Genomic DNA, 26,293 nt, shown 5'->3' with positions numbered 1-26,293 from the left:
AAATTATATGAAGGGTGGTATTAACAGAGGTAATTAAATGTATAGCGATATCGTCACCACTCACAAGCTCTTGTGCAGCAAAATCCAGGCTTTCGCCAAGGTTTGGCCGGATCTGGTGGTCACAGGCAAAGTCTGGCGACTGCCGTTGCTGACCGAGCAGAAAAGTCTCGACTACATCGAGGTAGAACCTCTGGAGGGCGTCGAGGCAATCAATGCCACGCTTCAAGCCATGAGCGCTTTCGAACGGGCGCCAGGTCAGGCACCGGGGACAGTGATGCGTTTGCCCGGCTATTTCGCCATGCGTGAAAGTGTCTTGCCCTGGATCAGGGACATCAATCAGCTCAAGGACGACCTGATGGCGATGATCGAGCAGACTCGCCTGGAACTGAATCTGGCGCCGACGGCGCGCTCCAAGATTCTGCGTCAGGCGCTGGGACATCAGTTCAGCATGAAACAGCTGGGACGCCACACCCAGGCATTCGATGCCTGTCCTCGTCTGATCGTGTTCACTTGGGCCGGGCATACGACCGGGGGCGAGCGCGTCGAAGTTGGCAAGGTTCGAGAGCAGTTGATTAAAGCCGCCGAACAGCAGGCTCAGAAAGATGAGGTGAGCGAGGGAGAGACCCTTGCGGGCGCCGAGCTGCGCCGCATCGTCAATCTTTCGGATCAGGCGACGTTGATCAAATACAAGAAAGTAGCTCCCCATCCTCGCGCCATGACTTACTTTTCGGCTAGCACCCGTTATGACGCCATGATTCACAGCAACCTGCCAATGTTCGTGCTGGCAGGTTCAGAGCCGATCGACATCCATGAGCTGCGCAATTTCGACCGTCATGCTCGCCAGGCGGAACGGCCAGACAAGAAATCCCGTATCGAGGTCATTCCACGGATGAATCTGTATTTGAATCCGGATGACCTGGTTGGCCGCAAGAAAAGCGCTCAGCCCGCCAGCAAACCTCAGTCAGTGGCATCCACGTATTCAGTCCGGTCGGCCAGACCGTCGGCAACCAAAACGACTGATCAGCTCGGACTCGAATTTCCCGAGGACTGATTGGAGGCAGGACTTTCGCTCTGTAGAAAGCCGTACCAGGCGTCCATCAGGTGCCGCCGCTTCTCCAGCAGGTCGCCGCGGTTGTACGCCGCTTCGACTTTGTCATCCAGGGTGTGGGCCAACGCCATTTCGCACACGTCCCGGGCGAAATGGGTGCGCTCTGCGGCCCAGGTGCGGAAGGTCGAGCGAAAGCCATGAGGGACATAGTCGTCTGCCTGCAGTTCTTCCATGACCCGGCGAATGGCGTTACCCGGCAGGCTGCCGGTTCGCCGGGCGTTAGGGAACACAAAAACAGGATGTTGGCCTTGCTGCTGCTCAAGGACCTGCAAAGCACCGGGGGTCAGGGGGACACGGTGCGCCTTGCCGGCCTTCATACGGGTCGCGTCAATTGTCCATAATCGCGCATCGAGGTCGAACTCCTCCCAACGCGCGTCACAGACTTCGCCGCTGCGGCAGGCACTGTGGACGATCAGTTCGCAAGCCCGGGCAGCAGTGCTGTCGAGACTGTCCAGCTGGTACAGAAATCGTCCGACCTGATCAGCCGGCATGGCAGAGAAAGGGGCGCGACGCCGTATCTGGCGAGGCAGCAACTTGTCCAGGTGGCCACGCCATCGAGCCGGGTTTTCGCCCTCACGCAGTTGTCTGGCCTTGGCCGCATCCAGCACCAGTTCGATCCGATTGCGCAAGCGGAACGCGGTTTCCGGGATGTTGTTCCAGACAGGCATCAGCACGTTCAGTACGTCCTCGGTGTGGATCGTAGCCACCGGAAGATCACCGATCACAGGGTAGACATGATCGCGCAAGGAATGTGACCACTGCTGCGCATGGCGTGCATTTTTCCAGCTCTGTCGATGTGTCTGGATGTACCGCTCGGCTTCCAGCCGGAACGTGATGGTGGCCTCAACTTCGTGCACGGCATCGCGTTGCTCCAGCGGGTCATGCCCTTGGGAGAGCTGAAGACGATGGGTGTCGGCCGCCAGACGGGCAGCCTTGAGCGATAAGGCAGGATAAGGGCCAAGACCCATGTCGCGCCGGCGATGGTTGAACTGATAACGCAGCACCCAGCTTTTACCGCCACTGGCCGTGACACGCAGATGCAGACCACGCTCATCATGATAACGACCGGGCTTTACGACAGTTCGAACAAACGCTTGGGTCAATTTGCCCATTTTCAGTTCAAGCCTTCAGGTGGCAGGGAGCCTGAAATTCTACAACGAAATGTACGCGGAGGGTCCCTCCGCGTACAGTTTGGACTTGGATCAGCATTTACAGGGGATAAAAGAGGCTACCGGATTGTGATCCCACATCATGGCCCACACTTCGATGCCATGTGCCATACCGAGATCCTCGATCAGGATGGCCTGAGCTGGCCTTGGGTACTCATGAGCCAGATTGAACGGCAGGCGAAATATAGTGCTGATAAAAATCCAGTGCTGCCAGGTTCTTGTCTTTGGCTTCGAACATCATGTCGAACCGATCGAGAAACAATAGTGCGTATTCGTTAGTCCAGTGATTCCACATTCGGGCACTGTGTCCATAAAGATCACGTTTGGAAATAACCTGCAGAAGTTCATCCATTTTCAGTTTGCGGTCCGCAGTAAAGCCAAGTTCCTGAAGACGCTCGGGCGGCTGCGAATAATGCATCGCCGGGCGAACTCCGCGCCAGCTTTCCAGAATACGGTCTATGCGCTCATCCTCAGGCGATATGTAGTCATTTTCATTGATCCAGCAGTGATGTATGTCCAGCACTACGGGTGCGAGATCCGCCAGTTTCAGACAGTCATCCACACCATAAACCTTCTCTTCATTTTCAAACGTAATGCAGTTTCTGGCAACTTCGGACAAGCGTGGCCATATAGCCCGAATACCGTCACCGCCCAAGCGTCCGGCAATATGAACATTGCACTTGAAGTCCTGAAACTGGCGACCGTAACCCATCATGCGAATCATGTCGGCGTGGTATTCGAATTCGGCAATACTGTTTTCGACCACAACGGGTTTATCGGAACCCAGAACACAGTACTGCCCTGGATGCAATGAAAGACGTATATCGTTCTGGCGCGCCAGATCGCCAATCGTTTGAAAACACTCGGCAAGTCGCTGCTGGATGGCAGGGTCCTGATAGAAAGCGCTCACCTTGGGGTGGCTGTAGAACGGCAACAGATCGCTGCTCAAGCGCAGCATGCGTAAACCAGGCGGCAAACCGGTGACGTACTCAAGCAAACGCTGTTGCGCCTGCAGGTTGTGCTCGATGACCTGAACCAGCTTGTCTCGCGCCACCTGCGGCGTAACGCTGTCCATCCAGCGCAGTGTCGTGGTCTTGGGATTCAGGGCCGACTCCATCACCTTGAGTTCAGCGGCGGACAAGCTGCGTTCAGGGTGTCGATACTGGCAGGCAAAACCGATACGGCGGTGGGTCATAACACATCCTTCGAGGCTTCAAACGACTTCTCATGAAGCTATGACAACCCGCAAATCAATGTCTCTTCAATTCCTGCCTATCTTAGATTGTCCACTGAGAAGGGACAGTCAAACCCTTTCCAGCCGCTTTTTCGCTTCCAGAGCGATCAGTAATCTGTGCCCATGTTGAACGAACAGCCCTTATCTCTCCTACCAACGAAAAGGATTTGAACATGAGCACAGCAACCTACAACCGCCTCAACAAAGACGACGCCCTGGTCCTGCTGGTCGACCACCAGACCGGCCTGATCTCCCTGGTCCAGGATTTCTCGCCCAACGAATTCAAGAACAACGTCCTGGCTCTGGCCGACCTCGCCAGATTCTTCGAGCTGCCGACCATCCTCACCACCAGCTTCGAACAAGGCCCCAACGGCCCGCTGGTCCCGGAGCTCAAGTCCATGTTCCCCGACGCGCCCTACATCGCCCGTCCCGGACAAATCAACGCCTGGGACAACGAAGACTTCGTCAAGGCCATCAAGGCCACCGGCCGCAAGCAGCTGATCATCGCCGGCGTGGTCACCGACGTCTGCGTCGCCTTCCCGACCCTCTCGGCACTGGCCGAAGGCTTCGAAGTGTTCGTGGTCACCGACGCCTCCGGCACCTTCAACACCACCGTGCAGCAGGCCGCCTGGAACCGCATGACCCAGGCCGGCGCACAGATGATGAACTGGTTCTCCGTCGCCTGTGAGCTGCACCGCGACTGGCGCAACGACATCGAAGGCCTGGGCAACCTGCTCTCCGAGCGCATCCCCAACTACCGCAACCTGATGAACAGCTACGCGGCGCTGACGTCGCGCTGAGTCTGAAGCTGACCGAGAAGCCCGCCTTGAGCGGGCTTCTACGTACTCGCCAAACGCTGGCCTTGTGAAATCTCGTGAAATTTCGCCTTGGGTTGTGAAGCCAACGAACAGTGGCCATTTGCTCATGCTACCGTCGCGCAATTGGGCTGCTTCACTGTGAAGTGCCCTCAAACCGACCCAGGGAAGAGAGCCATGTCTAGCACCGTGACACCTACCAGCGGCAACATCACGCCCCAGAATTCCTCTACTTCCGTGTTCGATGACAAGCTGAACATCGCCAAATCCAGCAAGACCATTGCCGACTACCTGAAGCAGAACGGCAAGTCTTCCATCACCGGACAGGGGCTCAGCGACCTGGCCAACAACAAGTCGGGCAATGTGCCGCCGGACGTTTCCGCCGCTGCGGGCTACATCCAGCGTCACCCGGATGTGTTCACCGCTATCGAAACCCATGACGTGGCCGGTGCCGACAATCTGTCCGGCGTCTGGAATTTCGACTGGGCAGCCAGCGGTGGGCTTGATGGCACACCGACTGGCGCGATCGCACGGATGCAGGACACCTTCGACATGGCCATCGAAAAGTCGGCGAAGATCACCGAAATCAGTACCGGCAAGAAGGCTGAGCTGGACTCCACCAAGCAGCGTCCAAGCAACTGACGGCCTATGTCCGGCTGGCGAAATCAGTGCTCGCTTGCCGGGCAGCCTATGAACTCGGCGCTTTCGACCAGTCGGTCGCTACGCGCAACGGCCCAGCATCTCTCATTGTAATATCACATTAATATCACACTGCTAACGTGCAGGTTTCGATCACGTATCAGACCCGAACATGCAGGCAGAACATTTCACATTCATGCGCCCGACACTGCCCAGGGACCATCGCTGCGCCGGCGATCTGTGCAATGAAGTGCCCGGCATCGACTCGAACAGCAGCAACATACGGGTCATGGAGATCTTCACTGCTCAGAAAGACCTGGTGAGTCTGGCCGTGGTCGAAGGCGAGCGGCCGATAGGGCTCATCAACCGCAACATTTTCATGTCCCAGATGAGCAAGCCCTTTCATCGCGAGCTCTACGACAGAAAAAGCTGCATCGCTTTCATGGACAAAGAGCCACTTATGGTCGATGCCGCCATGAGCATAGAAGAGCTGACGTTCAAGACCGTCGAGTTTGGCGAAAAGGCCCTGGCGGACGGTTTCATCGTGACCCGCAACGGGCGTTTCGTCGGGCTTGGCAATGGCTTGCAGCTGATGGCGGTAGTGGCCGCCTTGCAGGCCGAAAAGAACCGCCAGATGATGCAGAGCATCGAATACGCCAGCGTTATCCAGCGCGCCATGCTACGCGCTTCGCGCGAAGCTCTGGCCTCGACCCTGCAGGACGCCGCGTTGTTGTGGGAACCGCGGGACGTGGTCGGCGGCGACTTCTATCATTTCTGTGCCCGGCCGGACGGCTGGTTCGGCGCCATCGCCGATTGCACTGGACATGGCGTGCCGGGGGCCTTCATGACGCTGATCGCGTCCTCGTCGCTGACCCAGGCCCTGGGCCAGTTCGGGCCCCGGGATCCAGGGCGGCTGCTTTCGGAAGTCAACCGGGGCGTCAAACGTCTGCTGGGACAGCTCGAAGGCTCGCAAGGCGCCTCCGAATCCAACGACGGTCTCGACGCGGCATTTTTCTGGTTTGACAACGCAACTCAGGTTCTGAGCTTCGCCGGCGCGCACTTGTCGCTTCACGTTCTGCAACCGGAGGCCGAGCAGCTCGATACCTTCGCCGGACAACGCACAGGCGTCGGCTACCTCGACAGCGACTTCGACCATGAATGGGGCGTGGCACGCGTCCAGCTGGCTCCTGACAGCATCCTGTTCATCGCCACTGACGGGCTGATCGACCAGATCGGCGGGCCGAAGAACATCGCCTTCGGCAAGCGCAAGGCATTCGCCACGCTCCTGGAACATCGCGCCGGGACTTCGAAAGACATTTGCGAGGCGATCAGAAACGCGCTTGCCCAATGGCAGGGAGACCAGCCCCGACGCGATGACATGACCCTATTCTGCGCCCGCCTTAGGAATGAACATGCCTGACACCTCGACCCAGCACCCGGATGCGACGTTTTTCGATCTGGCCCAGCAACGAAACGTCATCTTCTATCACATGGGTTATTTCTCCCACACCATCATCTCGACGATGGCGGAAGTGGTGAAACTGCAGCTGGAAATCTCCGGCGTCAGCGGGCCGACCCGGCGCAAGCTGTTTTCGTCCTTCGTCGAATTGGCGCAGAACATCATTCACTACTCGTCCGACTCGCTCAGCGCTGCCCAGGCCGAGAAAGCCGTGCTGGGGCAAGGCGCGGTATGCATCAGCGCCGAGGGCGAACGCCATCTGATGTTGTGCGCCAATCCCATTGCCACCACGGCGGTCGAGCGTTTGCGTGAAAAGCTGGAGCCTTTGCGCAGCATGTCGCTGGAAGAGATCAAGCAGGCCTATAAAGTCACGCTGCGCGCCGAGACGCCGCCTGACAGCAAAGGCGCCGGCCTGGGCTTTCTGACCATGGCCCGGGACGCCAGCGCACCCCTGGAGTTCGGCTTTTACCCACGGGCCGATGATCCGGACACGACGCTGTTCTGCATCAAAGCCATCATTTGAATCGAGCGCCGCCACTTATGGACAATCTCTACATCGAAGCCACCGCCACTTCACCGGAAATCGACTTCCGCTTCGACCAGCGCCTGCTGTCGATGAAAGGCGAATCCTATCCCGAGAACGCCGCGGCCTTTTACACGCCCATCGTCGAGCAATTGCGCCAGTTCCTTGCTTCCCAAAACGACGCCACCATCACCACGCACATCGCCCTGGCCTACTTCAACAGCTCCAGCACCAAGATGCTGTTCAGCATCTTCGACGCACTGGATCAGGCGGCGCAGGCCGGCAACAGGATCGAGGTGAACTGGTATCACGACGAAGAAGACGAAACCATTTTCGAGTTCGGCGAAGAGCTGAAAGCCGATTTCACCTCGATCACCTTCAACGACCATCCGGTCACCACCTGAAAAGGACTTCGGCCATGCAGGCTTCAGCGACATCCGGGTGCACGGCCAGCGGCGCGGCTCCAGACCTGTTCCAGAGCGAAACGGATGCGCTGGAACGGGCTCGATCGGTTCTGGAGCTACCTGAGGCGGACGCCCAGAAGTATCGGCAATCGCTGGCAGACCTCGCGACTCATTATGAACGGCTGATGCGTGAGACCCGCAGACTGATCGGTCGAAGCGATCGGGCCGAGCGCGATATGAACAGCCTCAACACCCAGCTTCAGAGCCTGGCGCGCCAGCTCGAATACCGCGCGACCCACGACGCCCTGACCGGGATATTGAATCGCGGAGCTGTCATAGAGCGCACTGTCCAGGCGCTGCGCAGTACAGGCGTGGTGATGATCGTGCTCGACATCGACCACTTCAAGCTCGTCAACGATGAGTTCGGTCATCCCGCGGGGGATGCGGTCATCCAGGGCATCGTCGGCTGCCTGCGCCGAATCGTCGGTGACGCCGGCGCGGTAGGCCGTGTCGGCGGTGAAGAGTTCACGGTGTTGCTGGCGGGCGGACAACTGGAAGAAGGCCTGAAACTGGCCCACACCATGCGTGAAGCCATTGCCGCGCATGTCTTCGAGCACCCGATCAACCGGTGCATCACCGCAAGCTTCGGCGTCAGCGCCAGCCCGCAGGGAACCAGTTTCGATGTCGTCTACGGGCTGGCCGACGCGGCGCTCTACTTGGCCAAGCGCGCGGGGCGCAACCGGGTTGAAGTGGCTGAAGACTCGGCCGGCTGAGCGGCGAGGGCGGTCACTCGAGCAGCTGTATCAAACTCGGCTTGAGCGCGCTTTCGCTTGCCTCCAGCACCACCAGCGTCACCGGCAACTTGAAACGCCGGCGCCCGGCGCTGCCGGGGTTCAGGTAAAGCCGCTCGCCGCGCCATTCGATGAGCGGCTTGTGGGAATGCCCGGTGATAACCAGTCGCACCTGCTCATCGAGCAAGGCCGGAACATCGGCGATGTCATGGACCAGCAGCGTCGACCAGCCTTCAAGATCGAAGCGCAAATGATCGGCCAGGTGGCCGGACCAGGCCAGGTTCAGGTCGTTGTTACCGCGTACCACGCGCAACGGTGCAATCTCTGACAACTGCTCAAGAATGTCGGCCGTGCCGATATCACCCGCGTGGATGATCAGCTCGCAGCCTTGCAGCGCTTCTACGGCCTGCGGCCGGAGCAGACCGTGGGTATCGGAGATGATGCCGATTTTCATGTGAGCCTCTTCAATAGTCTTCAGGCGGTTCGAAGTAGGACCGGCCTGCCAGCCATGGAGTGACTATTTCATGGTCAAGCGTGCGCAAATAGCTCTGGAACTCAGGTGCCCTGTGGGCGTTGGGTCCGAACACATCAAGCATCAAATAATGATTGTTGAGATCATCGGCCGCATACAGGAGCCAAAAATCAAAGTCAGCTTCAGTCTGCTTGACCTTTCGATAGAAGGGATCGCTGATCGTGCTCCATCGAGCAAGAATGAGAGGGCTATTGGTCAACTGGATATGACCAAACGGCCTTTGCCACAGATCAGCGTCCCGGCCCCATTCAGGAGGATGAATGCAGCAAACCTTCAGGTTATAAAAATCAACGTAGAGGTCATGCCAGTCAGGTAATTCCATAAACTCAGGGGTGACAAAAACGCGAGCTGACAACAGGCTTTCTCACTCGGAACGTAGAAGTTTCCCGGTCTCGACATAGTGCTGAAATCGAGCATTTCCGACCCGAGCAGCTTCCTGGACCACAACGATAGCGTCACGCGGAGTTTTCTTGACGCGAGGCTTGGGTTTGACCTGATTGGCTGACGAGGCATTACAGCGGGATACAGTAGGCATTGAAATCCCTCCTTGGTGGGTTTCAGCCTGAATAGTACGCCTTCGGCGGATGGTGGATCAACGAGGCTCATCCCTGAGCTGTTAATCCTCGCGCTGGATCAAGGAATCAACCGCTCCTTGCGCAGCTGTTCGAACACCTTGAAAAACGCATCATCACTGGCCTCGAACACCGTAAAGCCCAGCTTGCGGCTCTTGGACATGTCGGTGACCACCTCGATCGGGCGCCCCAGGTCGGCGTCGGTGTGCCAAGGGGAAACAAGCCGGGAAATATCGCTTTCCTTGAGTTGATGCTCGCTGGCGATCTTCGACCAGGCCTGCTGATCGTTGGCCATCTGGGTTTCCAGCGGCGCGGGCGTTTCGGGGAAGGCAGCGGGTTCCAGGTCGAAGTATTCGGCAATCCGGCCCCACATCCAGCTCCAGCGAAACACATCGCCGTTGGTGATGTTGAAGGCCTGATTGGCCGCCGCTGGCGTGGTCGCGGCCCAGAGTTGCTGCTTGGCCAGCTGGCGCGCGTCGGTCATGTCCGTGAGGCTGTCCCATTGCACGCGCGAGCCGGGGAACACGAAAGGCCGGCCGGTGGCCTTGCATATCGTGGCGTAGACGGCCAGCGTGGTCGCCATGTTCATGGCGTTGCCAACGGCTACGCCGGTGACGGTGTGCGGACGATGAACGCTCCAGGAGAAACCGTCCTTCTGCGCGGCAGCGAACACTTCGTCTTCCTGAGCGTAATAGAAGTTCTCGACGTCCAGGCGCCCCTGATCTTCCCGGAAGGGCGTTTTCGGCAGGGTTCCCTTGCCATATGCCTCGAACGGGCCAAGATAGTGCTTGAGGCCGGTGACCAGCGCGACATGCTGTACGCTTGCGGCAGGGCGCACGGCATCGAGCACGTTGCGCACCATGGCGGCATTGACGCGGATGTTCTCGGCTTCGGTGGCCTGACGCGACCAGGTCGTAATGAACACATGAGTCGGCTTGAGGTCGGCCAGAGCCGCATCGAGCGAAGCGGGGTCCTGCAGATCCGCGGCGACCGCAATGACGCCGGGCAGCGTCGAAGGCTTGCGGGAAAGGGCAGCGACCTGCCAGTTGTTTTCCAGCAGCAGCTGGGTGGTTGCGCTGCCGACGATACCGCTGGCGCCGACGACCAGAGCAGTCTGAGTCATGAGAGTCTCCTGAGAAAGGTTGAACAGGCGGTCATGCTGTTTCTGAACCGCGTGACCGCGCACCGTTCAACCCGATTGCCTGCAAGAGTCCAGGCACCGCACCTGTCCATTGGGAGCAATCGCCGGAACCCGGCTCGCGAGGCGCAGTCGACCGGGGAAGACAAAATCCGCTCCTGCCCAGAGCCTAACCTGACACGGGAATCACCATGACCGAAACCGATAAAGAAAGGGAACTGATGGCCTGGCAACTGTTGCTCGAGGACGATGCCTATCGTCTGGACAAGCCAGACGATTACCACCGCACGCTGATCAAGCGCGCCGACGAGCTGGTCCTGCGCGGCGTCATCGACCTGCCCGAATGGCAGAAACTCAAGGACACGGCGGACTCGGTGCACACCCAGACCACCGAAAGCCTGGCGCAGGATCAACGCGACTGCGTGAACAGAATGCTGATCGAGCTGCAGCACAACAGATAAGCCGCCGGGCCCATTGCAGGCTCGGCGGTCTGTTCGTCAGATCTTGAAGCTGGCGACCAGTTGCTTGAGGCGTCCGGCCTGCTGGGAAAGCGCGGCGCAATCCTTGAGGGTTTCGTTCAGGTTGGCGACGCCCTGCTGATTGAGCGTGTTGATCTGGCTGATATCCACGTTCAGGGTTTCGACCACGGCAGTCTGCTCTTCGGTGGCCGCGGCAACCGACTGGTTCATGCCATCGATGTCGCTGATGCGGCGAGTCACGTCGCGCAGACGCCCGCCCGCCTGATTGGCGACCTCCACGCTGTCCTGGCTGGAGGCCTGGCTCTGGTTCATGTTCTGTACGGCGTCCTGGGAGCCGGTCTGCAACTCGCCGATCATTTTATGGATCTCGTCGGCCGACACCTGGGTGCGGTGTGCCAGGTTGCGCACCTCATCGGCGACCACGGCAAAGCCGCGACCGGCTTCACCAGCCCGGGCCGCTTCGATGGCGGCGTTGAGCGCCAACAGGTTGGTCTGCTGCGAAATGCCTTTGATCACGTCCAGGATGTGCCCGATGTTGTCAGTACTGGCGTTGAGCTGCTCGATCTGGGTGCAGGAAGCGCTGATTTTGGTCGACAGTTCGCTCATGGACTGGATCGTTTTCTCGACCACGACCTGACCGTCCTGGGCTTGCGCCCGGGCTTCGCTGGCCTGGATGGAAGCATCCGACGCATTGCGGGCAATTTCTTGAGTCGCGGCGCCCAGTTGATTGATCGCCGCCGCCACGCTGTTGGTGCGGGCACTCTGCTCATCGAAACCGATGATCGACGAATTGGACGACTCGACGACACGCTGCGACAGGTCATGAACCTGCAAAGTGGCCGAAGAAACTTCCACAATCGAGGCGTGCACGCGCTCCACGAACTGGTTGAACGAGCCGCCCAGCTGGGCGAATTCGTCATTGCCCTGAATGCTCAGGCGACGGGTCAGATCGCCTTCACCCTGAGCGATGTCCTGCATGGCACGACCCATGGCGGTCAGCGGTTGCATCAGCGCACGAATGAGCAGGCTGAGCAGCAAGGCAATCAAGCCTACGGCAATCAGCACCGCCACCATCGCCGAGCTGCGGAACTGGCTCAAAGGCGCATACGCCTTGTTCTTGTCGATCGACAGACCGATGTACCAGTCGGCCGACGGCAGGCCGATGATCGGTGTGAAAGACAGGAACCGCTCTTCGCCATCCAGGGTGACTTCGCGAAGCTTCTTGTCCAGCGTCAGCGTCTGGCCCGGATAGACCTCCTTGAGGTTTTTCATGACCCGTTCCTTGTTCGGGCTGACGATGATCTGTCCGTCGCCGCTGACCAGGAACGCATAGCCGATACCGCCGAAATCTACCGAATTGACGATCTTGACCAGGGTATCGAGGCTCAGATCACCGCCAGCCACACCGGACACCTTGCCGGCGGTCTTGATCGGGCTGGCGACGGTCACCACCAGGCCGCCTACCGAGGCCTGATAAGGCGCGCTCAGGATGGTCTTGCCGGCTTCCACGGTGGATTTGTACCAGGGCCGCTGACGCGGGTCGTAGCCGGCCGGCATCTCGGCGTTGGGGCGCTGGGTGAAGGTACCGTTGCTGTCGCCCACGTAGGTGAACTGGAAGGTGGACGTCAGCGAAGGCTGCGAAACCAGACCGCCAAGATCGCTGCTCACCCCCTGGAAAGCCACATCCTGGGCCAGGTTTTCCAGCACCAGAATGCGCCCGTCCAGCCAGTTCTGGATGCTGCTGGCTGTCAGCTCGCCCGCCTGGGCAACGGACGATTCCAGGTTCTGGCGAATGGTCGTGCGTTGCAGGTAATCGTTATAAAACGTGAATAACGCGAACGCCACGACAACGACAGTCGAGGCGGCCAAGAGGATTTTGTGACGAAACTTCAATGACATTACAACTTATCTCTAAAATGGATCAGCGATGGATCAACCTCGATCCAAGTTGATTAACCAGAAAACTTAACTTGCTCCAGGAATGTGTTTCAAAAACGGTACACGCATTTGGTCACTCGGTCTTACCCAGCGCACACGCGGTAACACGGTGTCAATGTTCATGACGCCGCAGGAATGAGCCAAATCCGTTGGGCGCCTTTATAACCGGGGTCTGCGGCGAATGAAAGCCCCGCGACCGTGTGGAAAAAATTTTCAGTTTTCAGCTGTTTTTTTGTTACAGCTTGGCGAACGGCGGCCGATAGTGTCTGTACTCAAACCCTTGCCGCTGGCCACTACAACAACTCCTCCAGAGGCCGCACTCACATCAGACATTCCTGGAGAACGTCAATGAACAGCTGGTTCGCCAATATCAGCGTGAATATGAAACTGGGCCTCGGATTCGGCCTGGTACTCGTTTTTACTGCCATTCTCGCTCTGACCGGCTGGACCAGCTTGGGCAGCCTTATCGATCGCAGCAACTGGATGAGCGACATCACTTCGCTCAACTCCCAGCTGACCAAGTTGCGCGTGACGCGCCTGCAGTACATGGTCGCCGACGGCGACGACAAGGTTGCCGAAACCGTGCAGGTGTCGCTCGACGGCTTCAAGAGCTACCAGCAAAAGCTGGTCACGACCTTCAAGGCGCCTGAAAACGTCAAAATGCTCGAAGAGCTGGGTCGCGTGATCGCCGACTACCAGAAATCCCTCAACGACATGCGCAACGGCTACCGCAGCAGCAATGCCGCGCGTCAGGAAATGACTGTGCATGCCGCCAAGGGCGAAGCGCTGATCGAAGAGATCCTGGGCGATGTGAACGCTAACCCGATGGACCTGGGCCGTTTCGAGCAATACGAAACCATCGTTGGCGCGCGTGAAGACCTGATGCGTGTTCGCTACGAAGTGCGCGGCTATCTGGCCGACGGCACCGTCGAGAGCGAGCAGAAAGCCACCTCCCAGATCAGCGCTGCCATCAAGGGCATGGATTCGCTGAGAACCGCATTCAGCAGCACCCAAGCGACCCGTATCGGCCAACTGGATACTGCGCTGAACAGCTACAAAACGTCTCTGGAGACCATGCGCAGCGCGAACGCCGCCATCGCTCAGGCTCGCAAGGAAATGACCGTTCAGGGCCAGGACATCGTCAAACTCAGCGAAAACCTCTACCAGTTCCAGCTGGACCGCCGTGACGAAGAAAGTGCACAAGCGCGTACTCTGCAGATCACCTGCACGCTGCTGGCGCTGATTCTGGGCGTACTGGCTGCCGTACTGATCACTCGCCAGATCACCCGCCCTCTGCGTGACACCCTGAACGTGGTGGAGCGTATCGCCTCGGGCGATCTGACCCAGGACGTCATGGTGACCCGTCGCGACGAGCTGGGCGTGCTGCAACAAGGCATCCAGCGCATGGGCGCCACCCTGCGCGACCTGATCACCGGCATTCGCGACGGCGTGACCCAAATCGCCAGCGCGGCCGAAGAGCTGTCGGCGGTGACAGAGCAGACCAGCGCGGGTGTAAACAGTCAGAAGGTGGAGACCGATCAGGTGGCCACCGCCATGCACGAAATGACCGCCACCGTGCAGGAAGTGGCGCGCAATGCCGAGCAGGCTTCCCACGCGGCGTCCAACGCCGACAATGAAGCACGTGACGGAGACCGGGTAGTCGGCGAAGCCATTGCCCAGATCGAGCGTCTGGCCACCGAAGTCGGCCGCTCGGCCGATGCCATGACCCAGCTGGAACAGGAAAGCGACAAGATCGGCAAGGTCATGGATGTGATCAAGGCCGTTGCCGAACAGACCAACCTGCTGGCCCTCAACGCCGCCATCGAAGCTGCACGCGCAGGCGAAGCCGGACGCGGCTTTGCCGTGGTGGCGGACGAAGTCCGCGGTCTGGCGCAACGCACCCAGCAGTCGACCGAAGAGATCGAAAACCTGGTCGCCGGCTTGCAGAACGGTACTCGCCAGGTGTCCAGCATGATGCTCAGCAGTCGTGACCTGACCGCCAGCAGCGTGCAGTTGAGCCGCAAGGCCGGGACCTCGTTGAACAGCATCACCCAGACGGTTTCCAGCATTCAGGCCATGAACCAGCAGATCGCGGCTGCCGCCGAACAGCAAAGCGCCGTGGCCGAGGAAATCAGCCGCAGCATCATCAACGTGCGTGATGTGTCCGAGCAGACCGCTTCGGCCAGCGAAGAAACCGCCGCTTCCAGCGTCGAGCTGGCCCGCCTGGGCGGCCAGTTGCAGATGATGGTCAGCCACTTCCGCGTGTGACCCGAAAGCCCCTGGAGCCGCCCGGCTCCAGGGGCTTTGCGCGTCTCTTCCAACTATCAATTTCAGCGATGTTCGGTACTAACCGCATTGACTTCTTAATACGCACCAGCGGCGTAGCATTGCCCCCATACCGAGTCACCCACGACTCGACCGAACTGGAGCAATGACCATGAAAACTTCCAAACTGATTTTCGGCCTGGCTTTCTCTGTACTGACTTCCAGCGCTTTCGCTCTTCCTGCCGTGACCGACATTCACACCCTGCAAACTCCGGTCATCGCTGCCGATGGGGCCGATCACGTTGGCACAAACCGCGTAGCCGCCGATGGTGCTGATCGCGTTGGTGCAAACCGTGTAGCCGCCGATGGTGCCGATCGCGTTGGCGCAAACCGTGTAGCCGCTGACGGTGCTGACCGCGTTGGCGCAAACCGCGTAGCCGCTGACGGTGCCGATCGCGTTGGTGCAAACCGTGTAGCCGCTGACGGTGCTGACCGCGTTGGTGCAAACCGTGTAGCCGCTGACGGTGCTGACCGCGTTGGTGCAAACCGCCTCGGATAATACCTTATTATCAATTCCCAGCCCGGCTTGTGCCGGGCTTGATCTATTCCAGTGTCAATCCGCTGTACAACAGCTTGTTTATAGCCACCGAACAACTGATACAGTCTGACTGCATCTCCAGAATTACAGCTAGAAAGTGTAACTTCATTGAAACGGCTGCTATTGACTTCAGCGCCCTACTTTATGGGTAAGGCTTTCTACATACTCCGCAACCGCAATCTGGTCGGCTTTACGTTTGCCAGCCACCAAAAAAGCCTTGAGGCATTCGCTTTCAAGTAACCGGTCGATGTCCTGACGGATTGTTTTCTGTGTCGCATAGGAAATAGTCGCTCCAGGATGATGCATTTCGTAGGCACTTTCCAGAACGTCCACCAGTTTGGCGCGAAACTTCTCCATGCCCCGGCCGCTGGCAACGCGCTTGTACGTCGAGAGAAAGAAGGTTTCCCCTCTGCCCGGTCCCTTGCTCGCCACATAAGCCACGGCGCACAGGCCTACGCCGCTGCGCTTGCGCCAATGCGCCGTGGCACTGTCGCTCAGTTGCAGAACATCGTCACGCAGCCAGGCATGGCCGCTATGAATCAGGTGAATGATCGCCGCATCCAGCGCGCGACGCGTACCGCCGAAGCGCAGATCGGTAAAGCGGGCGGACACTTGGACTTGCTTGTTTTTCAGGACCCTGACAATCCAGACGCGCCCCCTGGCCTCACGGGTAATACCTCGAGGAACGCTGTAGGTGACATCATCGACAATCTTGTCGTAACACCTGAGGCCTGAAACATCGATTTCAGACGGTGTATTCATGATGATTAGGTGCTTTCGTTATTGAATGTAAAACGCAAGGGGGGGAGGTAGCCTCCAGACGCTAAAGTCGAGCATCCTTGCGTCGTCGCTTGAGTTGACCCTGTTTCAAAACACGAACTTTCAAACTGTATTGCAAAGTGACACTTGCCAGTCTGGAATATTTCAGTGGCTGTATTGAACTGTAGCGCAGCGTCTGTAGTTCCACCTTGCTTTAAAGTAAGAAAGCATGAATCGTAGGTTATTCTGGATATCGAGCAACTGGCGGTCGTATTTATGCAGCAGACGGGTGCTGCCCCGCAGGTCAGGTTATCAGGTGAGAAATCATTGTCTGGAGCGGCACGCTTTATCTACCGACAGTAGGCAGTCATTACGCTGCCCGTGCGTGAAGAAGAGAGGATTGCAGCGGTGTGAGTCAGGCATGCCTTGTTTCAAAACTGAAACGATGGCATGCCTGAACTCAAAGATGTCTGACACCTACGGCAACGGATTACCGCCCGTTACGCCGAACACTTCGCCGGTGATGTAGCTGGACTCCTGATTGGCGAGCAGCACATAGATCGGGGCGCATTCGGCCGGTTGGCCGGGACGGCCCATGGGCGTTTCCGAGCCAAACGACGGGATCTTTTCCTGAGGCTGGCCGCCGCTGGGTTGCAGCGGGGTCCAGAACGGACCGGGCGCCACGGCGTTGACCCGGATGCCCTTGCCGATCACCTGCTTGGCCAGGGCCTTGGTGAAGGCGACGATGGCCGATTTGGTCGGCGCATAGTCGAGCAGGGTTTCGGAGGGTTGGTAAGCCTGGATCGAGGCGGTGTTGATGATGGTCGCGCCCGGCTTGAGCAGCGGCACCGCAGCCTTGCAGATCCAGAACATCGCGTAGACGTTGGTCTTGAAGGTGGCGTCGAACTGCTCGGTGGTGATGTCGGCGATGTCCATCTGCGCCGTCTGCTTGCCCGCCACGTTGACCAGCACGTCCAGACCACCCAGTGCCTGAGCGGCCTTGCTGACCAGTTCCTGGCAGAAGGTTTCGCGGGTCAGGTCGCCTGGAATGCAGACGGCCTTGCGGCCTTCGGCCTCGATCAGCGCCACGACTTCCTGCGCATCGGCCTCTTCTTCGGGCAAATAATTGAGCACGATATCCGCGCCTTCACGCGCGTAGGCGATGGCCGCGGCACGGCCGATCCCCGAATCGGCACCGGTGATCAGCGCCTTGCGACCGGCCATTCGGCCAAAGCCCTTGTAGCTGGTTTCGCCGTGGTCGGCCTTGGGTTGCAACTCGTGCACGGTGCCCGGCGGCGTCTGCGGCTGTTTGGGGAATTCAGGTTGCGGGTACTGGGTCAGCGGGTTCTGCATCGCATATTGATTTTCGGTCGCCATGTCGGCTTCTCCTGCTCTGGTTCAAGGGTTTGCGGGGTTGCACCCCGCATTCGCAAGTCATGAGTTGGGAGGCCGGAACGATGCGGATCGTTCAGTCTTTTTGACTATTCGTTGGCGCGTGCCTTGGCCATCTGATCGTTGAACTGCTTGAAAAAGCCTGGGTAATCGCCGTTGACCTCGGCAAAGCGCAGCGGCTTGACGCGCTCCACCAGGATCTCTTCGGCATCCGGGGCGCTCCGGAAAATCGCCATGACTTCGTCGATGAATGCCTGCAACGGCATGGCGTGCGGGTCATTGGCCTGGCGTTCGCCCATCAGGCTAGTCTGCACGTAGGGCGGCACCAGTTCGTGGACTTTCACGGCGGTGTCCTTGAGCTGGTAACGCAACGACTGGCTATAGGAGTGCACCGCGGCCTTGGTCGCGCAATAGCTGGGCGTCATCGCCAGCGGCACGAAAGCCAGTCCTGACGAAACCGTGACGATGGCGGCATGGGGCTGCTTGAGCAGATGCGGCAACAGCAAGGCATCCAGGCGGATCGGGCCTGTCAGGTTGGTCGCAATGGTGTCTTCCAGCTCGGATTTCCCAGCCAGCAGCTTCTCGTTACGCATGATCCCGGCGCAATGGATGACGGTGTTGAGCGTCGGGTGATCGACTAGCAGCGCGGCGACCACCTTTTCCATATCGGCGGTATCGGTGGTATCGAGCACCACATGATGCAGGCCAGGATTCTGCTCGCAGACCTCCCGGAGCAGCGCCTCACGCCGGCCGGCGATGATGACCTGATTGCCCAGCGCCAGAAAGGCTTCGGCCAGCCCCCGGCCGATGCCGCTGCCGCCGCCGGTGATCAACAGGGTGTTGTCTGTGCATTGCATCGCGGTTTCCTCATGGTCGGATTGACCGGAGCTACGATAGGATCCTCGGGTGCCTGCGGGAAGTAGGCGCGCAAAAGTGCATGACTTACCCGATGGAAACCATGTGATGAAAAGCCCTCTTCAGCCCGCCGAACGCACACCGCAATGGCCCCATGACGCGCATTCGAGCGATCCGGCGCTGGAACATCTGGTGCGGGAAATCATCGGCCGGGTGGCCGACAAGTGGACCATGCTGGTCATCGAGGCGCTAGCCGAGAACGGCTGTCTGCGCTTCAAGCAACTGGCGACGCAGGTCGGTAATGTCAGCCAGAAAATGCTGACCAAGACTGTTCGCCAGATGGAAGCCGATGGCCTGTTGATCAGAACCGTTTACCCGGTGGTTCCGCCACGGGTCGAATACCGTCTGACCGAAATGGGCATGAGCCTGGGCGAGGCCTTCTGTGGTGTATGGCTATGGGCCGAACGGCATCGCGAGGTCATTGAAACGTCGCGGCGTCGATATCTGGAAGCGCTGAACGCTGCCGGGCACGATCAGCCAGCGGATCATTGAGTCGCCTTGCGAATCGCCTCGGCCTCTTCGTCGGTCAGATCGGCGGCATCGGGGGTTGGCGCAGAGGGGCGGTGCATCGAGCGCGGGCTGTCCGGGTCGGTGGCCGATGTATCGCCATCGTTTTTCCGGTTTTCCTCGGTCTGCTTTGTCATCGGCGCAGGCGCCGTCAGTGACCGGGAGGCATCGTCAGCGTTGTTCTTGCCGTGATTGGAAGATGAGTCCGCAGATGCCGCCAGGCAGACGGAAACCGACAACGCCGCCAACATCGTGCCCAAGCGCCAGGTATTCATGGTCGTACACCTACTTCGAATAGCTACTTCAAGTGTGGCCCCGCAGGCAGGAGGTTGTAACCTTTGCGACCGATGGCGCGGTGTCTCACACTGTGGGAGGGACCTTGGTCGCGACGGCCTTTACACGGTGAATCAGGCCCACCACGTCATCGTTCGTCGCCAGCAAGCTGCCTCCCACGATGCACTTGCGCAGTCGGTAGGAGCCAGCTTGCTGGCGATCTGCCGCGAAGCGGCAGTAAAACCAGGCAACGCGGTATTCCAGATGAACCGCGTCGTTCCCATCGCCAGCAAGCTGGCTCCTACAAATCACACGTGCACCGATCTTGTGGGAGTGAGCTTGCTCGCGATCTGCCGCACAGCGGCAGTAAAACCGGGCAACGCGGTATTCCTGATGAACCGCGTCGTTCCCATCGCCAGCAAGACGGATCGCCGCCCGCTGGCTCCTACAACGCGTTCAACGCCCGGGCGGGCCGTTCATCTGCAAGGTCTGCAGATCGAGGAAGGTGAAATAGCCGCTGCCGTCGGCTTTCCAGCCGCCGGTGTCGATGTGGAACACGTTGCCCAGCACCCGAGCTCGTGGCAGCGGTGTATGCCCCACCACCAGCGCGCGCAGGTCGGGGATGCCTTCGCTGTTCTGGGCTCGCAAGCGCTCGCGGGACCACTGGCAAGGCTCCTGAACACGTGCCAATCCTTCGTAGCGGCCGAGCATCACCGAGCGCAGCAGATCCCAGGTCGCCAGCGGGCAATCGGCATGCAACAGGCCGATCAGACCATGGGCCGTTTCGATCTCCATGGCGATAGGCATGCGCATGAAGCGCTCCGCAAACTGTTGCTGTTGCTCGACAGGCAATTCCAGAAACCAGGCGCCGCCACTGGCGACGTACATCCGGTAATCCACTTGCCGACTGCGCACATGACTGATGGCCAGCGCTTCATGATTACCCTGCACGGCAAAGAACCAGGGCTGGTCCAGCCATTCCAGCGCCTGTCGACTGTCCGGCCCGCGATCCACCAGATCACCGACGCAGAACAGCCGGTCTCGCCCAGGCTCGAAGCCCATCGCGTCCAGGTCACGCTGCAGACGAACGAAATGCCCATGAATGTCGCCTACCGCCAGATCGCGACCCAGTGGGTTGGCGTCGACATGCTGAAAGCTGTTCATGGGCTCGCCCTCTTCGCTTGTCTTTGGTCGCTTGCCTCAGGCTTGTGGCGGCTGCCCATTGGAAGCCGACAGCCCGCCATCGACCGGCAGATTCACGCCGGTGATGAACCGCGCGTCATCGCTGGCCAGAAAGGCGATTACATCGCCGACTTCCTCAGGCTCGGCCGGACGTCCCAGCGCAATACGTTCTCTGAACTTGGCCATCAGCGGCTCGTTGCCGAGCATATCTTCAGTTAGCTCGCTGCGGGTGAGCGACGGGCAGACGGCATTGACCCGCACGCCGTCCGGCCCGTGGTCCATCGCCAGCGCGCGGGTGAAGTTGGTGATTGCGCCCTTGGCGGCATTGTAGAAACTCATGCCCCAGTCGCCGCCCATTCCCGAAACAGAGGACACGTTGATGATGGTGCCCTTGCTGGCGATCAGTGCCGGCATGGCGGTGCGGGTGCAATAGAACACGCCGTCCAGGTCGATGGACATCAGCTCTTTCCAGTCCTTGACCTCAAGTTCGGTGATCTTGCCGGACGTGGCGGTACCGGCATTGTTCACCAGCACGTCGAGGCGACCGAAGCGGCTCGCCACTTCCTTGAACAACTTCTCGACAGCGTCCAGGTCCGCAACATCGGCTGCGTGGACCAGATGCCCTTCGCCCTCCAGTTGCCCGGCCACTCGCGAGAGTTTCTCTTCATTACGCCCTACCAGCACGACTTTCGCGCCTTCGCGAGCGAAGCGTTTGGCCGTGGCTTCGCCGATTCCCGAACCCGCGCCGGTGATGACCACGACTTTCTGGGTGAAACGATTCATTCCCTATTCTCCTTGCACATGACTGAGATACAGGGTGGACGCCGCAGCGTACGTAGCGTTCAGTCGCATTCGCGGGTCGGTCGAGAATGACGTTAGACCTTCGCCTAACTGCGTTGACAAACTTATTGCGGACTGCAAATAATCCGCGCAGTCGTAGGACAACCTATAACGTCCATCAAAATAACAACAACATCGGGGCCTCATCGCATGACCACTCGCGTCCGTGCTGCTACGCGGCAACCCTTGCCGTCCAGACCTCAGTTCCTCATACCACCCGGATACGCCGTACATAGCTGACGCATTCGCCGCCACGGCATTCGGCACTCGCCGGCTGCCGCGCGGGTCATGCCTCGCAAACGAGGCATCTCACATCCTCCTGGGGGTCGGCCGTCGCACAGGCGTGCCAGAGGAGTGGAAGGTTTCGACAAAAGGGAGCACAACAATAATGAAATCTCACAACACTCGTTCACAGATCGTGCTGGGGCTTGGCATCGGCAGCCTTGGCATGGCGTTCCCGCTGCTGGGCATGGCCGAAGGATTCGTCGACGACGCCAAGGCCACGCTCAACCTGCGCAACGCCTATTTCAACCGTAACTTCACCAACCCGTCCTACCCCAGCAGCGCCGCACCGCAGGGCAAGGCAGAGGAATGGACCCAGAACTTCATCCTCGACGCCAAATCCGGTTTCACGCCGGGCCTGGTCGGCTTTGGGGTCGACGTACTGGGTATGTACTCGGTCAAGCTCGATGGCGGCCGTGGCACCGGTGGCACCCAATTGCTGCCGATCCACAGCGACGGCCGTCCGGCCGATGACTTCGGGCGCCTGGGCGTCGCGGGCAAGGCGCTGATTTCCAAGACTGAAGTGAAAGTCGGCGAGTGGATGCCGGTGCTGCCGATCCTGCGCTCTGACGATGGTCGATCCCTGCCGCAGACCTTCCGCGGCGGGCAGGTCACGTCTAAGGAAATCGACGGTCTGACGCTGTATGGCGGCCAGTTCCGTGGCAACAGCCCGCGCAACGACGCGAGCATGGAAGACATGTCGATGAACGGCCGGGGTGCCTTCCTGTCCGACCGCTTCAACTTCGCCGGTGGCGAGTACGTGTTCAATGAAAAACGCACTCAGATCGGCCTGTGGCACGCCGAGCTCAAGGACATCTACCAGCAACACTTCATCAACGTCCTGCATAGCCAGCCCCTGGGTGACTGGACGCTGGGCGCCAACCTGGGCTATTTCACCGGCAAGGAAGACGGCAACAAGCTGGCTGGCGATCTGGACAACAAGACGGCCTACGCCTTGCTGTCGGCCAAATATGGCGGCCATACGTTCTATGTCGGTTTGCAGAAACTCAGCGGCGACAGCGCCTGGATGCGCGTCAACGGCACCAGCGGCGGCACTCTGGCCAACGACAGCTACAACTCCAGCTATGACAATGCCAAGGAAAAATCCTGGCAGCTGCGCCATGACTACAATTTCGTCGCCCTCGGCATCCCGGGTCTGACCCTGATGAACCGCTATATCAGCGGCGACAACGTGCACACCGGCGCAATCACCGACGGCAAGGAGTGGGGCCGCGAGTCGGAACTGGCTTACACAGTGCAGAGCGGCACCTTCAAGAATCTGAACCTGAAATGGCGCAACTCCACCATGCGTCGTGATTTCAGCACCAACGAATTCGATGAAAACCGGATTTTCATCAGCTACCCGATTTCGTTGCTCTGATCACAGATCGCGAGCCCGCCCCGTGGCGGGCTTCTTCGGCGAAAAGGCGCTGTGTACAAGGTTTTCGGCGCGGAAAAACTTTATATCTGGATGCGTTGACAATCCGCCTGACGGATACCAATAATCCAAACAGTCATACGACAACAGATGACAAAATAATAACAATCGGGGCCTTTCCATGACATCGGATCAAATCACCCAAAATCCCTTCAATCGCCTCCTGCTTACAGGTGCGGCAGGGGGTCTGGGCAAAGTACTGCGCAAGACACTGCGCCCTTACGCAACTACGCTGCGGCTGTCCGATATTGCTGAAATGGAACCTGCCGAAAGCGGCGAGGAAGTCCAGGTCTGCGATCTTTCCGACAAGGCTGCCGTGCATCGGCTGGTCGAAGGCGTCGATGCCATCCTGCACTTCGGCGGTGTCTCGGTCGAAAGGCCATTCGAAGAAATCCTTGGCGCCAATATCTGCGGCGTCTTCCATATCTATGAAGCGGCGCGCCGTCACGGTGTGAAGCGCGTCGTGTTCGCCAGCTCCAACCATGTGATCGGCTTCTACAAGCAGGATCAGCACCTGGACGCCCACTCCCCGCGTCGTCCGGATGGTTACTACGGGCTGTCCAAGTCCTACGGCGAAGATATGGCCAGCTTCTATTTCGATCGCTACGGCATCGAAACCGTCAGCATCCGCATCGGCTCATCGTTTCCCGAGCCCCAGAACCGCCGGATGATGAGCACCTGGCTGAGCTATGACGATCTGACCCAACTGATCGAGCGCGCCCTGTACGCGCAGAACGTCGGCCATACCGTGGTCTACGGCATGTCGGACAACAAGAACGTGTGGTGGGACAACCACCTGGCCAGTCACTTGGGCTACACCGCCAAGGACAGTTCGGAAGTGTTCCGCGACAAGGTCGACGCCCAGCCGATGCCGGCGGCCGACGATCCGGCGATGGTTTACCAGGGCGGCGCCTTCGTCGCGGCCGGCCCGTTCGGCGACGAATAAAGACCGCTTCCTGCACCGATAAAAACAACAGAGACGCATGACGCCATGGATGCTGAACTGATTCTCGATGCCCGCAATGCCACCGGCGAAAGCCCTGTCTGGAACACGCGCGAACAAGCGCTGTACTGGGTGGACATTCCTGCGGGCCGCTTGCACCGCTGGACGCTGGATGGCCAGACCCGCAGCTGGCAGGCCCCGCAAATGCTGGCCTGCATTGCCGCGCACGACCAAGGCGGCTGGATTGCCGGCCTGGAAACCGGGCTGTTTCATCTGCAGCCCGGCGATGACGAGCAACTGAGCGCCACACCCTTGATCGACGTGAAGCACGCTCGGGCCGGCATGCGTTTCAACGACGGCCGCTGCGACCGTCAGGGTCGTTTCTGGGCGGGCACCATGTTGCTGGACATGGCCGCCGGCGCGCCGGTCGGAGCCTTGTACCGCTATCAGCGCGGACAACAGGACCTCGACCCGCAACTGGACGGTTTCATCGTGCCCAACGGGTTGGGATTCAGTCCGGACGGCAAAGTCATGTACCTGTCCGATTCGCACCCCAGCGTGCAGAAGATCTGGGCTTTCGATTACGACACCGACACGGGCACGCCGCACAACCGCCGCCTGTTCGTGGACATGAACGAACATCCGGGCCGTCCCGATGGCGCCGCGGTCGATGCCGACGGCTGCTACTGGATCTGTGGCAACGATGCCGGACTGATTCACCGCTTCACCCCTGAAGGCAGACTCGACCGCTCGCTGGCCGTGCCGGTGAAGAAACCGACCATGTGCGCCTTTGGCGGGCCGGACTTGGACACCCTCTTCGTCGCCTCGATCCGTCCGGGCGGCGATCTGGCCGACCAGCCTCTGGCTGGCGGCGTGTTCGCCTTGAAGCCCGGCGTCAAAGGTCTGGAGGAGCCTGTGTTCCGGGGCTGATTGCGCCCACCGCAATGAAATTCCCTGCTGTGAAACCCTTATCGACACCGACCAAGAACAACAACATCGGAGCTACCCATGGATTTCAAACGCAAGTTACTCATCGCCGCGCTTCCGCTGGCCTTCTGTTTCTCCAATGCCGCCTGGGCGGACGTCAAGATCAAGTTTGCCGAGGTTCACCCCAAGGGCTATCCGCCGGTGGTGGCCGAGGAAAACATGGGCAAGAAACTCGAAGAGCAGACCAAGGGCGACATCAGCTTCAAGATGTTCGCCGGCGGCGTGCTGGGCTCGGAAAAGGAAGTCGTCGAACAGGTACAGAGCGGCGCCGTGCAGATGACCCGCGTCAGCCTGGGCATCGTCGGTCCGGTCGTACCGGACGTCAACGTCTTCAACCTGCCATTCATCTTCCGTGATCATGCGCACATGCGCAAAATCATCGACGGCGAGATCGGTCAGGAAATCCTCGACAAGATCACTAACTCCAACTTCAACATGGTCGCTTTGGCCTGGATGGATGGTGGTACCCGCAACCTCTACACCAAGAAGCCGGTGCGTGACATCTCCGACCTCAAGGGCATGAAGATTCGCGTGCAGGGCAACCCGCTGTTCATCGACACCATCAACGCCATGGGCGGCAACGGCATCGCCATGGCCACCGGGGAAATCTTCAGCGCCCTGCAGACCGGCGTGATCGACGGCGCTGAAAACAACCCGCCGACCATGCTGGAGCACAACCACTACCAGAACGCCAAGTTCTACACCCTGACCGAGCACCTGATCCTGCCTGAGCCTGTGGTGATGGCCAAGACCACCTGGGAAAAGCTCACCCCCGAGCAGCAGGCCCTGGTGAAAAAACTGGCCAAGGAAGCCCAGGCCGAAGAGCGCGTGCTGTGGGACAAGAAGTCCGCCGACAGCGAAGCCAAGCTCAAGGCCGGCGGTGTGGAGTTCATCTCTCTCACGCCTGAACAGAAAAAGGCTTTCTACGATGCCACCGCTCCGGTACGCGCCAAGTACGGCGCGCCGTATGCGGACCTGATCAAGCGCATCGAAGCGGTCAATTGATCCTGTAGGAGCGGTCGGGCGGCGTTCCGCTTTAGCCGCGATCGGTTGCACAGACAAGCACTTGAGAGCGATTCAACGCCGTGCTGTCGAGTGCAGCCATTTGTAA

At 59.4% G+C, this 26,293-nt stretch carries 27 protein-coding genes and 3 pseudogenes; 17 read left to right on the top strand and 13 right to left on the bottom strand.

Features of this window, described 5'->3' with window-relative positions; all coding sequences use genetic code 11:
- Positions 1-37 precede the first annotated feature (37 nt).
- Positions 38-1,051 carry a DNA replication terminus site-binding protein gene (locus TRP66_RS21665; RefSeq protein ID WP_333406974.1) on the top strand — a complete coding sequence of 338 codons (1,014 nt, stop codon included), beginning with the start codon at positions 38-40 and terminating at the stop codon, positions 1,049-1,051.
- Here the strand turns inward: TRP66_RS21665 and TRP66_RS21660 are convergent.
- Both TRP66_RS21660 and uvsE read right to left on the bottom strand, forming a co-directional pair.
- Entirely contained in the window at positions 1,021-2,220 is a 1,200-nt protein-coding gene (locus tag TRP66_RS21660) for a tyrosine-type recombinase/integrase (protein WP_333406972.1), read from the bottom strand. The genes TRP66_RS21665 and TRP66_RS21660 overlap by 31 nt on opposite strands.
- A gap of 211 nt (positions 2,221-2,431) precedes the next feature.
- Positions 2,432-3,472, bottom strand: a complete 1,041-nt coding sequence (gene uvsE, locus TRP66_RS21655; protein WP_333406970.1) for a UV DNA damage repair endonuclease UvsE — start codon at positions 3,470-3,472, stop codon at positions 2,432-2,434.
- A 212-nt stretch (positions 3,473-3,684) separates the two neighbouring features.
- Here uvsE and ycaC point away from each other — a divergent pair, with 212 nt between their 5' ends.
- The 6 genes from ycaC to TRP66_RS21625 all read left to right on the top strand — a co-directional run bounded on the left by ycaC (position 3,685) and on the right by TRP66_RS21625 (position 8,124).
- Positions 3,685-4,311 (top strand): isochorismate family cysteine hydrolase YcaC, encoded by a 627-nt coding sequence (ycaC, locus tag TRP66_RS21650; protein WP_333406968.1) that lies wholly within the window; start codon positions 3,685-3,687, stop codon positions 4,309-4,311.
- Between the two features lie 192 nt (positions 4,312-4,503).
- The gene (locus TRP66_RS21645; RefSeq protein WP_333407068.1) at positions 4,504-4,968 is read left to right on the top strand and encodes a hypothetical protein; all 465 of its coding nucleotides are present in this window, start codon (positions 4,504-4,506) and stop codon (positions 4,966-4,968) included.
- 193 nt (positions 4,969-5,161) lie between these two features.
- Complete coding sequence (locus TRP66_RS21640; RefSeq protein WP_333406966.1) at positions 5,162-6,385, top strand: SpoIIE family protein phosphatase; 1,224 nt, start codon at positions 5,162-5,164, stop codon at positions 6,383-6,385.
- Positions 6,378-6,947 carry a SiaB family protein kinase gene (locus TRP66_RS21635; RefSeq protein ID WP_333406964.1) on the top strand — a complete coding sequence of 190 codons (570 nt, stop codon included), beginning with the start codon at positions 6,378-6,380 and terminating at the stop codon, positions 6,945-6,947. The genes TRP66_RS21640 and TRP66_RS21635 overlap by 8 nt, the downstream gene beginning before the upstream one ends.
- A 17-nt stretch (positions 6,948-6,964) precedes the next feature.
- Positions 6,965-7,351 carry a DUF1987 domain-containing protein gene (locus TRP66_RS21630; RefSeq protein ID WP_333406962.1) on the top strand — a complete coding sequence of 129 codons (387 nt, stop codon included), beginning with the start codon at positions 6,965-6,967 and terminating at the stop codon, positions 7,349-7,351.
- A 14-nt stretch (positions 7,352-7,365) separates the two neighbouring features.
- Positions 7,366-8,124: a GGDEF domain-containing protein gene (locus tag TRP66_RS21625; RefSeq protein ID WP_333406960.1), complete on the top strand. Its 759-nt coding sequence runs from the start codon at positions 7,366-7,368 to the stop codon at positions 8,122-8,124.
- Positions 8,125-8,137: 13 nt separating this feature from the next.
- On the opposite strand, the gene TRP66_RS21620 is transcribed toward TRP66_RS21625, so the two are convergent.
- From TRP66_RS21620 to TRP66_RS21610, 3 genes are all read right to left on the bottom strand, one after another.
- Entirely contained in the window at positions 8,138-8,596 is a 459-nt protein-coding gene (locus TRP66_RS21620; RefSeq protein ID WP_333406958.1) for a metallophosphoesterase family protein, read from the bottom strand.
- A 10-nt stretch (positions 8,597-8,606) separates the two neighbouring features.
- Complete coding sequence (locus TRP66_RS21615) at positions 8,607-9,029, bottom strand: hypothetical protein (RefSeq protein WP_333406956.1); 423 nt, start codon at positions 9,027-9,029, stop codon at positions 8,607-8,609.
- A gap of 278 nt (positions 9,030-9,307) precedes the next feature.
- Complete coding sequence (locus tag TRP66_RS21610) at positions 9,308-10,369, bottom strand: SDR family oxidoreductase (RefSeq protein ID WP_333406954.1); 1,062 nt, start codon at positions 10,367-10,369, stop codon at positions 9,308-9,310.
- 206 nt (positions 10,370-10,575) lie between these two features.
- On the opposite strand from TRP66_RS21610, the gene TRP66_RS21605 reads away from it, so the two are divergent.
- Positions 10,576-10,845: a hypothetical protein gene (locus tag TRP66_RS21605; RefSeq protein WP_333406952.1), complete on the top strand. Its 270-nt coding sequence runs from the start codon at positions 10,576-10,578 to the stop codon at positions 10,843-10,845.
- Positions 10,846-10,881: 36 nt separating this feature from the next.
- Here the strand turns inward: TRP66_RS21605 and TRP66_RS23740 are convergent, their stop codons facing one another.
- Positions 10,882-11,607 (bottom strand): methyl-accepting chemotaxis protein, encoded by a 726-nt coding sequence (locus tag TRP66_RS23740; RefSeq protein WP_442965244.1) that lies wholly within the window; start codon positions 11,605-11,607, stop codon positions 10,882-10,884.
- A 180-nt stretch (positions 11,608-11,787) separates the two neighbouring features.
- Positions 11,788-12,762: pseudogene (locus tag TRP66_RS23735) on the bottom strand (cache domain-containing protein); the annotation flags it as partial.
- A 387-nt stretch (positions 12,763-13,149) separates the two neighbouring features.
- Here TRP66_RS23735 and TRP66_RS23730 point away from each other — a divergent pair.
- From TRP66_RS23730 to TRP66_RS21590, 4 genes and pseudogenes are all read left to right on the top strand, one after another.
- A pseudogene (locus TRP66_RS23730) lies at positions 13,150-13,947 on the top strand (methyl-accepting chemotaxis protein); the annotation flags it as partial.
- Positions 13,948-14,112: 165 nt separating this feature from the next.
- Positions 14,113-14,166 (top strand): annotated as a pseudogene (locus TRP66_RS23725) (hypothetical protein); the annotation flags it as partial.
- Entirely contained in the window at positions 14,155-15,069 is a 915-nt protein-coding gene (locus tag TRP66_RS23720; protein WP_442965243.1) for a methyl-accepting chemotaxis protein, read from the top strand. The pseudogene TRP66_RS23725 and the gene TRP66_RS23720, both read left to right, overlap by 12 nt.
- 169 nt (positions 15,070-15,238) lie before the next feature.
- Positions 15,239-15,625, top strand: a complete 387-nt coding sequence (locus TRP66_RS21590; RefSeq protein WP_333406947.1) for a hypothetical protein — start codon at positions 15,239-15,241, stop codon at positions 15,623-15,625.
- A 168-nt stretch (positions 15,626-15,793) separates the two neighbouring features.
- On the opposite strand, the gene TRP66_RS21585 is transcribed toward TRP66_RS21590, so the two are convergent.
- From TRP66_RS21585 to TRP66_RS21575, 3 genes are all read right to left on the bottom strand, one after another.
- Positions 15,794-16,426 carry a hypothetical protein gene (locus TRP66_RS21585; protein WP_333406946.1) on the bottom strand — a complete coding sequence of 211 codons (633 nt, stop codon included), beginning with the start codon at positions 16,424-16,426 and terminating at the stop codon, positions 15,794-15,796.
- Between the two features lie 474 nt (positions 16,427-16,900).
- Positions 16,901-17,800 (bottom strand): SDR family oxidoreductase, encoded by a 900-nt coding sequence (locus tag TRP66_RS21580; protein WP_333406945.1) that lies wholly within the window; start codon positions 17,798-17,800, stop codon positions 16,901-16,903.
- A gap of 104 nt (positions 17,801-17,904) precedes the next feature.
- Positions 17,905-18,672, bottom strand: a complete 768-nt coding sequence (locus TRP66_RS21575) for an SDR family oxidoreductase (protein ID WP_333406944.1) — start codon at positions 18,670-18,672, stop codon at positions 17,905-17,907.
- A gap of 106 nt (positions 18,673-18,778) precedes the next feature.
- Between TRP66_RS21575 and TRP66_RS21570 the strand changes: the two genes are divergently transcribed.
- Positions 18,779-19,222, top strand: coding sequence for a winged helix-turn-helix transcriptional regulator (locus tag TRP66_RS21570; protein WP_333406943.1), 444 nt, complete (start codon positions 18,779-18,781; stop codon positions 19,220-19,222).
- On the opposite strand, the gene TRP66_RS21565 is transcribed toward TRP66_RS21570, so the two are convergent.
- The 3 genes from TRP66_RS21565 to TRP66_RS21555 form a co-directional block, all read right to left on the bottom strand.
- The gene (locus TRP66_RS21565; RefSeq protein WP_333406942.1) at positions 19,216-19,512 is read right to left on the bottom strand and encodes a hypothetical protein; all 297 of its coding nucleotides are present in this window, start codon (positions 19,510-19,512) and stop codon (positions 19,216-19,218) included. The genes TRP66_RS21570 and TRP66_RS21565 overlap by 7 nt on opposite strands.
- 454 nt (positions 19,513-19,966) lie before the next feature.
- Positions 19,967-20,674 carry a metallophosphoesterase gene (locus tag TRP66_RS21560; protein ID WP_333406941.1) on the bottom strand — a complete coding sequence of 236 codons (708 nt, stop codon included), beginning with the start codon at positions 20,672-20,674 and terminating at the stop codon, positions 19,967-19,969.
- Between the two features lie 36 nt (positions 20,675-20,710).
- Entirely contained in the window at positions 20,711-21,475 is a 765-nt protein-coding gene (locus TRP66_RS21555; protein ID WP_333406940.1) for an SDR family NAD(P)-dependent oxidoreductase, read from the bottom strand.
- Between the two features lie 445 nt (positions 21,476-21,920).
- On the opposite strand from TRP66_RS21555, the gene TRP66_RS21550 reads away from it, so the two are divergent.
- The 4 genes from TRP66_RS21550 (at position 21,921) to TRP66_RS21535 (ending at position 26,187) form a co-directional block, all read left to right on the top strand.
- A complete protein-coding gene (locus TRP66_RS21550; protein WP_333406939.1) occupies positions 21,921-23,195 on the top strand; it encodes an OprD family porin in 1,275 nt (424 codons plus the stop codon).
- Positions 23,196-23,373: 178 nt separating this feature from the next.
- Positions 23,374-24,198 (top strand): NAD-dependent epimerase/dehydratase family protein, encoded by an 825-nt coding sequence (locus TRP66_RS21545; RefSeq protein WP_333406938.1) that lies wholly within the window; start codon positions 23,374-23,376, stop codon positions 24,196-24,198.
- A gap of 45 nt (positions 24,199-24,243) precedes the next feature.
- The gene (locus tag TRP66_RS21540; RefSeq protein ID WP_333406937.1) at positions 24,244-25,125 is read left to right on the top strand and encodes a glucurono-1,5-lactonase; all 882 of its coding nucleotides are present in this window, start codon (positions 24,244-24,246) and stop codon (positions 25,123-25,125) included.
- 78 nt (positions 25,126-25,203) lie between these two features.
- On the top strand, positions 25,204-26,187 hold the full coding sequence (locus tag TRP66_RS21535) for a TRAP transporter substrate-binding protein (RefSeq protein WP_333406936.1): 984 nt from the start codon (positions 25,204-25,206) through the stop codon (positions 26,185-26,187).
- Positions 26,188-26,293 lie beyond the last annotated feature (106 nt).

Origin of the sequence: Pseudomonas sp. JDS28PS106 (assembly GCF_036706555.1) — a bacterium.
Classification (GTDB): Bacteria; Pseudomonadota; Gammaproteobacteria; order Pseudomonadales; family Pseudomonadaceae; genus Aquipseudomonas.
This window is presented reverse-complemented; position numbering and strand designations above follow the sequence as displayed.

What these genes read in the sequence shown, in the direction of transcription:
- TRP66_RS21660 (WP_333406972.1), bottom strand. Translation starts at nt 2,220, where the DNA reads ATGGGCAAATTGACCCAAGCGTTTGTTCGAACTGTCGTAAAGCCCGGT.
- TRP66_RS21635 (WP_333406964.1), top strand. Translation starts at nt 6,378, where the DNA reads ATGCCTGACACCTCGACCCAGCACCCGGATGCGACGTTTTTCGATCTG.
- TRP66_RS21585 (WP_333406946.1), bottom strand. Translation starts at nt 16,426, where the DNA reads ATGAATACACCGTCTGAAATCGATGTTTCAGGCCTCAGGTGTTACGAC.
- TRP66_RS23720 (WP_442965243.1), top strand. Translation starts at nt 14,155, where the DNA reads ATGGTGACCCGTCGCGACGAGCTGGGCGTGCTGCAACAAGGCATCCAG.
- TRP66_RS21565 (WP_333406942.1), bottom strand. Translation starts at nt 19,512, where the DNA reads ATGAATACCTGGCGCTTGGGCACGATGTTGGCGGCGTTGTCGGTTTCC.
- uvsE (WP_333406970.1), bottom strand. Translation starts at nt 3,472, where the DNA reads ATGACCCACCGCCGTATCGGTTTTGCCTGCCAGTATCGACACCCTGAA.
- TRP66_RS21640 (WP_333406966.1), top strand. Translation starts at nt 5,162, where the DNA reads ATGCGCCCGACACTGCCCAGGGACCATCGCTGCGCCGGCGATCTGTGC.
- TRP66_RS21555 (WP_333406940.1), bottom strand. Translation starts at nt 21,475, where the DNA reads ATGAATCGTTTCACCCAGAAAGTCGTGGTCATCACCGGCGCGGGTTCG.
- TRP66_RS21535 (WP_333406936.1), top strand. Translation starts at nt 25,204, where the DNA reads ATGGATTTCAAACGCAAGTTACTCATCGCCGCGCTTCCGCTGGCCTTC.
- TRP66_RS21630 (WP_333406962.1), top strand. Translation starts at nt 6,965, where the DNA reads ATGGACAATCTCTACATCGAAGCCACCGCCACTTCACCGGAAATCGAC.
- TRP66_RS21610 (WP_333406954.1), bottom strand. Translation starts at nt 10,369, where the DNA reads ATGACTCAGACTGCTCTGGTCGTCGGCGCCAGCGGTATCGTCGGCAGC.
- TRP66_RS21665 (WP_333406974.1), top strand. Translation starts at nt 38, where the DNA reads ATGTATAGCGATATCGTCACCACTCACAAGCTCTTGTGCAGCAAAATC.
- TRP66_RS21550 (WP_333406939.1), top strand. Translation starts at nt 21,921, where the DNA reads ATGAAATCTCACAACACTCGTTCACAGATCGTGCTGGGGCTTGGCATC.
- TRP66_RS21570 (WP_333406943.1), top strand. Translation starts at nt 18,779, where the DNA reads ATGAAAAGCCCTCTTCAGCCCGCCGAACGCACACCGCAATGGCCCCAT.
- TRP66_RS21580 (WP_333406945.1), bottom strand. Translation starts at nt 17,800, where the DNA reads ATGGCGACCGAAAATCAATATGCGATGCAGAACCCGCTGACCCAGTAC.
- TRP66_RS21575 (WP_333406944.1), bottom strand. Translation starts at nt 18,672, where the DNA reads ATGCAATGCACAGACAACACCCTGTTGATCACCGGCGGCGGCAGCGGC.
- TRP66_RS21625 (WP_333406960.1), top strand. Translation starts at nt 7,366, where the DNA reads ATGCAGGCTTCAGCGACATCCGGGTGCACGGCCAGCGGCGCGGCTCCA.
- TRP66_RS21560 (WP_333406941.1), bottom strand. Translation starts at nt 20,674, where the DNA reads ATGAACAGCTTTCAGCATGTCGACGCCAACCCACTGGGTCGCGATCTG.
- TRP66_RS21545 (WP_333406938.1), top strand. Translation starts at nt 23,374, where the DNA reads ATGACATCGGATCAAATCACCCAAAATCCCTTCAATCGCCTCCTGCTT.
- ycaC (WP_333406968.1), top strand. Translation starts at nt 3,685, where the DNA reads ATGAGCACAGCAACCTACAACCGCCTCAACAAAGACGACGCCCTGGTC.
- TRP66_RS21620 (WP_333406958.1), bottom strand. Translation starts at nt 8,596, where the DNA reads ATGAAAATCGGCATCATCTCCGATACCCACGGTCTGCTCCGGCCGCAG.
- TRP66_RS21605 (WP_333406952.1), top strand. Translation starts at nt 10,576, where the DNA reads ATGACCGAAACCGATAAAGAAAGGGAACTGATGGCCTGGCAACTGTTG.
- TRP66_RS21540 (WP_333406937.1), top strand. Translation starts at nt 24,244, where the DNA reads ATGGATGCTGAACTGATTCTCGATGCCCGCAATGCCACCGGCGAAAGC.
- TRP66_RS21590 (WP_333406947.1), top strand. Translation starts at nt 15,239, where the DNA reads ATGAAAACTTCCAAACTGATTTTCGGCCTGGCTTTCTCTGTACTGACT.
- TRP66_RS21645 (WP_333407068.1), top strand. Translation starts at nt 4,504, where the DNA reads ATGTCTAGCACCGTGACACCTACCAGCGGCAACATCACGCCCCAGAAT.